We start from the raw sequence: 7806 nt of genomic DNA on the forward strand, positions 1-7806 counted from the left end.
CGGACGCCGGCGTCACGCGGCCTGGTACAGCGTGACGACGCACGCGCCGCCCAGCCCCAGGTTGTGCTGCAAGGCCAGCCGCGCGCCTTCCACTTGCCGCAGGTCGGCCTGCCCGCGCAACTGCCAGACCAGCTCGGCGCACTGCGCCAGGCCGGTCGCCCCCAGCGGATGGCCCTTGGACAGCAGGCCGCCCGATGGATTCGTCACGACGCGGCCGCCGTAGGTGTTGTCGCCATCGACAATGAATTTTTCGGCCGTGCCCTCGGGTGTCAGGCGCAGCCCTTCGTAGGTGATCAATTCGTTTGCCGTGAAGCAGTCATGCAATTCGACAACGTCAATGTCGGCGGGGTCCACGCCCGCGGCCTCGTATACGCGGTCGGCGGCGGCGCGCGTCATGTCCAGCCCGACCAGCCGGCGCATGTCGGCGGCATCGAACGTGGTGGGCGTATCGGTCGTCATGGCCTGCGCGGCGATGCTGACGGCGGGCCGCAGGCCGTGGCGCCGCGCGAACTCGTCCGAGCACAGGATGGCCGCCGCCGCGCCGCAGGTGGGCGGGCAGCATTGCAGGCGAGTCAAAGGGTCGAAGATCATGGGCGCGTCCAGCACCTCGGGCAGCGTGACGGTCTTGCGGAACACGGCGTAGGGATTGCGGGCCGCGTGCTGGCGCGCCTTGACCGAGATGCGCGCGAACGTATCGGCGCGGATGTCGTGCTGCTTCATGTAGTCGCGCGCGGCGCCGCCGAAAAACTGCGCGGCGCGCGGCGTGGCGGTGTCGTAGCCCTGCGCGGCGGTCATGGCCGACACGAAGCCGGCAAGCGGCGACGGCCGGTCTTCATACACGCCTTTCAGCGCGCCCGGCACCATCTGTTCAAACCCCACGGCCAGCGCACATTCCACCGCGCCGCTTTCCACCGCCTGGCGCGCCAGGAACAGCGCCGACGAACCGCTGGCGCAATTGTTGTTGACGTTGAAGACGGGAATGCCCGTCAGGCCCACGCCATACACCACGGCCTGGCCCGAAGTGGAATCGCCATAGACGTAGGCGGCATAGGCCTGCTGCACGGCGTCATAGGGCACGCCCGCATCGGCCAGCGCTTCTTGCACGGCGCGCATGCCCATCACGGAATAGGGGTCGCTGGCGCCCGGCTTGCAGAACGGAATCATGCCGACGCCGGCCACCCATACTTTTCGATTCATGCGGGTTCTCCTGAAGTGTGTGGCGGTGGCGGGCTGCGGACAGGCAGATTGCGCATCGCTGCTTGGGCCACCCTTGCCCAGCCCTTGCTCAACCCGTACTTTCCGGCCCGGCTCGCCACGCGGCAATGGCCGCAGGCGTCAAATGGATTGGCGGAAAGTGTCAGGGGCCGATGGCGCGCGGGCGGGCATCGAGGCCGGCGCGCAGGCCAGTTGGGTGCGGCGGTATTCGCCGGGAGACACGCCGGTCCATTTCTTGAACGCGCGATGAAAGGTGCTGGGTTCGGAAAACCCCAGCCGCGCGGCGATGTCCACCAGCGACAGATCCAGACGGCCCAGATATTCGACGGCGGCATCGCGCCGCAGATCGTCCTTGAGCACCTGAAAGCCCTGCCCTTCGTCGCGCAGATGGCGCCTGAGCGTTTGCGGCGTCATCGACAACTGCGCGCTGACCTGCGCCAGCGATGGCAGGTCCCCGGACAAGTCGTTGCGCAGCAGGCGGCGGATGCGATCGGTAAGCGTGGCGCGGTCCTGGTATTTCACCAGCAGGTCGAACGGCGCGTTTGCCAGGAAGGTGTGCAGCGCCTGCGCGTCCTGCACCACGGGCAGCGTCAGCCAACGCGATTCCAGCCACAGGCCCGTGTCGGATCGCCCATAGCGTATCGGCGCATGAAAGACTTTTTGCGCGTCGGCGCTACGCGCGCCGGCTTTGTAATCCACGCCCAGGATGGGCAGGCGACGCCCCGCCAGCCAGTTGGCCACGCCCAGCGTGAAGAAGAGAAACGTGCGTTCGCCGTACCACTGCGTACAGTCCGGCGCGCCCCGCGCATCCAGCACGATGCGCGCGGTATCGCCGCTGACGCACAGCCGCGCGGTGAAGTCGCGCAGCACGCCATGGTAGTAGCGAAACGCGACGCGCAACGCCTGGCCCACGGTGCCCTCCTGCAAGGCCAGGCGGCAGGCGTGGGCGAAGGCGCCCAGCGGCACCGGATGCCGCCCCATGCCCAGAAAATCATCGCGCGTGGCGCGCCGCAACATCCGCAGGATCTGTGCGAACTGGGCTTGCGACACGCGCGCCAGCGGGGCCTGCAACAGGGCGGGCGGCACCTGGGCGCGCCGCAACACGCGTTCCACGTCCACGCCGCGCGTGCGGGCGCCTTGCAGTATCTGGGCGATGTGCCCCACGGCGATGGTGTGATGCGTCATGGCGGATTCCTACGGCGGGGCGCGAACCGACTCGGGTCGATGGTAGCGAAAGGCATGCGGCCAAGGAATGCCCGGCGTGAGCATTCCCGCCAAGCGGAATCATCCATTTCGCCATTGGATCGCCGCAAAGCCGCGCCTAGACTGGCTTTTGCCGCTGGCCGGCTGCCTCTTCGTATTTACCGGAGTCCCTCTTTGGATACGCCGAACACCGCCCCGCTTGCGGGCATCAAGGTGCTGGACCTGTCACGATTGTTGCCCGGCCCGCTGGGCGCGCAGTATCTGGCCGACCTGGGCGCCGACGTCATCAAGATCGAGGACACGCAGGCGGGCGACTACGCGCCGCCCGCGTTGCGCGCCGTGTGCAACCGCAACAAGCGCGGGCTGCGGCTGGACCTGAAGCATCCCGAGGGGCAGGCGGCGCTGGCAACCTTGGCGCGCGACGCCGACGTGGTGATCGAGAGTTTCCGGCCCGGCGTGACGGCGCGGCTGAAAGCGGACTACGCAACGCTGTCGCGCCACAACCCTCGGCTGGTGTATTGCAGCATCACGGGCTACGGGCAAGACGGGCCGCTATGCGATGCAGCGGGGCATGATCTGAACTATGCGGCGGTGGCGGGCGTGGCGGACCAGATGGGATGCGGGCCGGACCAGCCGGCCTTGTCGAACCTGCCGGTGGCCGACATTCTGGGCGGGTCGCTGACGGCGGTGATGGGCATCCTGGCGGCGCTGGTTGATGCGCAGCGCACGGGGCGCGGACGCTATGTGGATATCGCCATCGCCGACGGCTTGCTGGCGGGCGCGGTGGTGCCGCTGGCCACGCTGAACGCGCACGGCGCGACGCGGCCCGCCGGCGGTGACACCTTGTCGGGCGCGCTGGCGTGCTACGGCCAATACCGCACGCAGGACGGCCGCTATCTGGCCGTTGCGGCATTGGAACCGAAGTTCTGGGACACCCTGTGCCGCAGGCTTGAGCGGCCGGATCTGCGGGCCTTGCATCGGGATGAAGACGCGACGCGGCAAGCGTTGGTGCGGTCGGAATTGCAGCAGCTGTTTGGGTCGCGACCATTGGCGCATTGGCTGCAAGTGCTGGACGGCGCCGACTGCTGCGTCGCGCCGGTGCTGAAGCTGGCCGAAAGCCTGGCGCACCCCCACTACGCCGCGCGCGGCATGGTACACGCCGCACGGCACCCCGAGTACGGGGCCGGCGCGCAGGTGGGCAGCCCCGTCAAGATGTCCGGCTTCCAGTTCGCCATCCGACGCCCGGCGCCGCTGCCGGGCGAACACACCCACCAGATCCTGCGCGATGCCGGCTATGACGACGCCGCCATCGCGAGCCTGTCCGCGCGCGGCGTTGCGCGTTGAGCCCGGCGGGAAGCAGTTGCCGTGCCCCTTGCTGTGACGCTTGCCGTGCCTTGCTGTGCCTTTCGCCGTGCCCCTTGCCGTGCCCCATAACAAATCAGGACGGAGACAACCATGACGGATTCCTCTCGCAGCATCGCCTTGCCCCGACGCCGCAGCCTGCTCAAGCTGGGGCTGATCTTGCCGGCCACGTTGGGCGTTTGGCCCGCCGCCCACGCCGCCACGTTTCCGGTGCGCCCCATCACGTTGATCGTGCCGTTTCCGGCGGGCGGCGCCACCGATACGCAGATGCGCGCGCTGGCCGTGGCGGCTTCCAAAGAGCTGGGCCAGACCGTCGTCATCGCGAACCGGCCCGGCGCGGGCGGCACGTTGGGGCCGGCCGCGATGGCGCAGGCGGCGGCGCCGGACGGCTACACGATCTCGGTCGTGGTGGGCACGCTGTTTCGCTACCCCTTCCTGCAACAGGTCAACTACGACCCGGTCAAGGACTTCACCTACATCGCCTGCATGACGGCCTATTCCTACGGCATCGTGGTGCGCCAGGATGCACCCTGGAAAACGCTGGATGAACTGATCGCCCACGCGCGCGCCAACCCCGAGAAAATCAGCTACGGCGGCACGGGCGCGGGCGGCTCTGGCCGCATCGCCATCGAGCGCCTGTCGCGCTTGACCGGGGCGCGGTTCAACTTCATTCCGTACAAGGGCGCGGCCGAGGAAACGACGGCGCTGCTGGGCGGCCACATCCAGATGGTGTCGGACGCGGGCTGGGGCCCGATGATCGACACGGGCCGCGCACGGCTGTTGGCCATCGTGGGCGACGCTCGCGCCAAGCGCGTGCCGGACGTGCCCACGATGACCGAACTGGGCTACCCCATCGTGGCCACCAATCCCGTGGGCATCGCGGGCCCCAAGGGCATGGATCCGAAGATCGTCGCCGTGCTGCAAAAGGCCTTCCACCGCGCCTCGCAAGATCCCGAATACAACCGCGCGCTGGACAATGCAGACCAGCCGCACATGCTGATGGACAGCGCGGCGTACACGGAATTTGCCATCAAGCAGGTGGCCGAGGAAAAACACTTTGTGGCCGAACTGGGCTTGAAGATGCAATAAGGCCGGGCGCAAGAAAGCCGCGCGGGATGTCCGCGCGGCGGGTGCGGCAACGGCAGCTTAACGGCCGGCGGCCTTGGCGCTGATGCCGTTGGCCACGCCCATGTCTACCTTGGGCACGTCGCGGATCAGCACCCGGACGTCTTCGCCCGAGATATCGATACTGGTGCACACGGCCTGGTTCAGCGCGGCGATCAGCGCGGCCTTCTTGGCTTCGTCGCGCCCTTCGATCAGCGCCACGTCGACGCGCACCATGCGCTTGCCGATTTCACCGGCCACGATTACGTTTTCGGCGGGCACTTCCTGCAACACGATGCGCACGCTGGGAAGCGGCGCGGCAATGCTCTGGACAACCGCGTCGGACGCGGCGCGCAACAAGGCGGCCTTCTGGGCGGCCGAGTGGCCTTGCAGGATCTGGACATTCAAAATGGGCATGACGGCTTCCGGTTATTCGAACGGGGAACGCCGGACGCGTGACCGGCCAGCCATCATAAAACGACTTTGCCCGCGTGCAAGCGATTGCACGCGGGCAAAGTCAATGCGCTCCGAAACACCGGGGCGCAGGGATGCGAACAAGGATCAGGCGGCCTGGTCGCGAGGCTCGTGCACGGGCTGGCCTTCCAGATCGACCGCGACCGGCTCGGCCGTGGCATTTTCCGTCAGTGCCGGGGTCACCAGTTCAACGACCTTCTTGCGCGACAGCATGCCCAGGAATTCGTCGTCTTCACCCGTAACGGCAACCGGTTGGTCGCTGTGCACCAATTGCGCCAGCACTTCGCCCAGGCCGGCCGTGGCCGGCACGGACGCCAGGTCTTCCACGAAGCGCGACACGTCGCGCACGCCTTCCTGGATGGCCTGCTCGGCCGCCTTGGCGGTCAACACGCCGGCCAGACGCTTGCCGTCCAGCACCGGGGCGTATTCGTAGTCCATGGCGCGCATGCGGGCCAGCGCGTGGGCCGGACGCGAACGCATCGTCAAGGTCAGGCGCGCCGGGTTGACAGCGTGCGTGGCGTTCAGCACCTTGGTGCGGTTCACGTCTTGCAGGAACGACTGCACGTAGTCGTTGGCCGGGTTCAGCAGAATGTCTTCCGGCGTGCCTTCCTGCACCAGTTCGCCGTCTTTCAGGATGGCGATGCGGTTGCCCAGGCGCAGCGCTTCGTCCAGATCGTGCGTGATGAACACGATGGTCTTGTTCAGCTTGGCTTGCAGTTGCAGCAGCTGGTCCTGCATTTCGCGGCGAATAAGCGGGTCCAGCGCCGAGAACGCTTCATCCATCAGCAGAATTTCGGCATCGGTGGCCAGCGCGCGGGCCAAGCCCACACGCTGCTGCATGCCGCCGGACAACTGATGCGGATACTGGTTTTCAAAACCGGCCAGGCCCACTTGCTCAAGCCAGTCGCGGGCGCGCTTTTCGCGCTCTGTCTTGCCCACGCCCTGCACCGTCAAGCCGTACGCGGCGTTGTCCAGCACGGTGCGGTGGGGAAACAGGCCAAAGCGCTGGAACACCATGCTCATCTTCTTTTGACGGAAGACTTCCAGGTCGCGCTTGTTCAAGCTGACGACGTCCACGCCATCAACCAGGATGTGGCCGGCGCTGGGTTCGATCAGGCGGTTGAAGTGGCGGATCAGCGTCGACTTGCCGGACCCGGACAGGCCCATGATGACGTAGATGCTGCCCTCTTCAATCGACAGGCTGATATCGCGCAGGCCCAGCGTGTGGCCGCTTTCGGCCAGCAGCTGTTCCTTGCTCATGCCACCCTGGGCGGCCGCCAGCCATTTCTTCGGATGCGATCCAAAGACCTTGTAGATGTTCTTGACTTCGATCTTGCTCATCGCTGGCCTCCCATGCGCATGCGCTGTCCATACGATTGCGTGATCCGGTCGAACAGCACGGCCAGCACCACGATACCCAGACCCGCCAGCAGGCCACGGCCCACTTCCAGACGGTTGATGCCCAGCAACACTTCATAGCCCAGGCCGCGCGCCCCGATCATCGACGCAATCACCACCATGGACAGCGCCATCATCGTGGTCTGGTTGATACCGGCCATGATGTTGGGCAACGCCAGCGGCAACTGCACGCCAAACAGCTGCTGGCGCGGGTTGGCGCCAAAGGCGCGCGACGCTTCCAGCACTTCGCGGTCGACCAGGCGGATGCCCAGGTCGGTCAGGCGGATCAGCGGCGGCACGGCATAGATCACGGTGGCGATGATGGCGGGGATCTTGCCCAGGCCAAACAGCATCACGACGGGAATCAGGTAGACGAAGCTGGGCATCGTCTGCATCACGTCAAGCACGGGCAGCATGATGGAACGCAGCCAGTTGATGCGCGCCATCAGCACGCCCAGCGGGATGCCGATCAGCACCGACAGGCCGGCGGCCATGATCATCAGCGCCAGCGTCTGCATGCCGGCGTCCCACAAGCCCAGCACGCCGATGACGCACAGCAGTGCGCCCATCGCCAGGCTCAGGCCGATGCGGCGGCTGACGCCCCACGCGATGGCGATGGTGACGGCCACGACGGCCCACCAGGGCGAGCTGCGCAGCAATTGCTCCAACCACACCAGGGCGTGCAGAACCGGCTGAGACAGGGTCTCGAGCGTGTCCGCGTAGTTGGTGACCAGGTGATCGACAAACCCGTCGATCGCCGCCCTGACCTGACGGGCGGGAATAATTTCAGGAAACATAGTTTCGACTCCATTCTTGGGCGCTTTCCGGCGGCCGGTGGCCACCACGCATTCCGGATTCCGGATGGGCATGCGGCCCGGGCGCTTGCTTGACGAAAGCGGGCCACAAAGCGGGCCACAAAGCGGGCCACATACGGTGCAACGCCTTTTGCTGGCGGCGGGGCAACCAGCGCCCGGCCAGCGGCCATCTCAGGGGAAAAAACCCGATGCAAAGACCGCAACGGGCTTTTTCCCTTAAGGCGGCCGGGGGGGG

At 66.8% G+C, this 7806-nt stretch carries 7 protein-coding genes; 2 read left to right on the forward strand and 5 right to left on the reverse strand.

Translation table 11 applies throughout. From position 1 onward, the window contains the following. Positions 1-12: 12 nt before the first annotated feature. Together ACNPP0_RS05030 and ACNPP0_RS05035 are read right to left on the reverse strand one after the other, a co-directional pair. Complete coding sequence (locus tag ACNPP0_RS05030) at positions 13-1197, reverse strand: lipid-transfer protein (protein WP_448705177.1); 1185 nt, start codon at positions 1195-1197, stop codon at positions 13-15. Between the two features lie 138 nt (positions 1198-1335). Next, a complete protein-coding gene (locus ACNPP0_RS05035) occupies positions 1336-2400 on the reverse strand; it encodes an AraC family transcriptional regulator (RefSeq protein ID WP_332611501.1) in 1065 nt (354 codons plus the stop codon). Between the two features lie 192 nt (positions 2401-2592). Between ACNPP0_RS05035 and ACNPP0_RS05040 the strand changes: the two genes are divergently transcribed. Both ACNPP0_RS05040 and ACNPP0_RS05045 read left to right on the forward strand, forming a co-directional pair. Beyond that, positions 2593-3762: a CaiB/BaiF CoA transferase family protein gene (locus tag ACNPP0_RS05040; RefSeq protein ID WP_448705178.1), complete on the forward strand. Its 1170-nt coding sequence runs from the start codon at positions 2593-2595 to the stop codon at positions 3760-3762. A gap of 111 nt (positions 3763-3873) precedes the next feature. Further along, positions 3874-4869 (forward strand): tripartite tricarboxylate transporter substrate binding protein, encoded by a 996-nt coding sequence (locus ACNPP0_RS05045; RefSeq protein ID WP_448705179.1) that lies wholly within the window; start codon positions 3874-3876, stop codon positions 4867-4869. A 57-nt stretch (positions 4870-4926) separates the two neighbouring features. Here ACNPP0_RS05045 and ACNPP0_RS05050 read toward each other — a convergent pair whose 3' ends face one another. The 3 genes from ACNPP0_RS05050 to ACNPP0_RS05060 all read right to left on the reverse strand — a co-directional run bounded on the left by ACNPP0_RS05050 (position 4927) and on the right by ACNPP0_RS05060 (position 7553). Continuing rightward, positions 4927-5301 carry a tautomerase family protein gene (locus ACNPP0_RS05050; RefSeq protein WP_104144184.1) on the reverse strand — a complete coding sequence of 125 codons (375 nt, stop codon included), beginning with the start codon at positions 5299-5301 and terminating at the stop codon, positions 4927-4929. A 144-nt stretch (positions 5302-5445) separates the two neighbouring features. Further along, complete coding sequence (locus tag ACNPP0_RS05055) at positions 5446-6699, reverse strand: quaternary amine ABC transporter ATP-binding protein (RefSeq protein ID WP_448705180.1); 1254 nt, start codon at positions 6697-6699, stop codon at positions 5446-5448. Continuing rightward, entirely contained in the window at positions 6696-7553 is an 858-nt protein-coding gene (locus tag ACNPP0_RS05060; protein WP_104144186.1) for an ABC transporter permease, read from the reverse strand. Before ACNPP0_RS05060 ends, ACNPP0_RS05055 begins: the two co-directional genes overlap by 4 nt. Between the last annotated feature and the right edge of the window lie 253 nt (positions 7554-7806).

The sequence above is a fragment of the Achromobacter semiaridum genome, assembly GCF_053543755.1.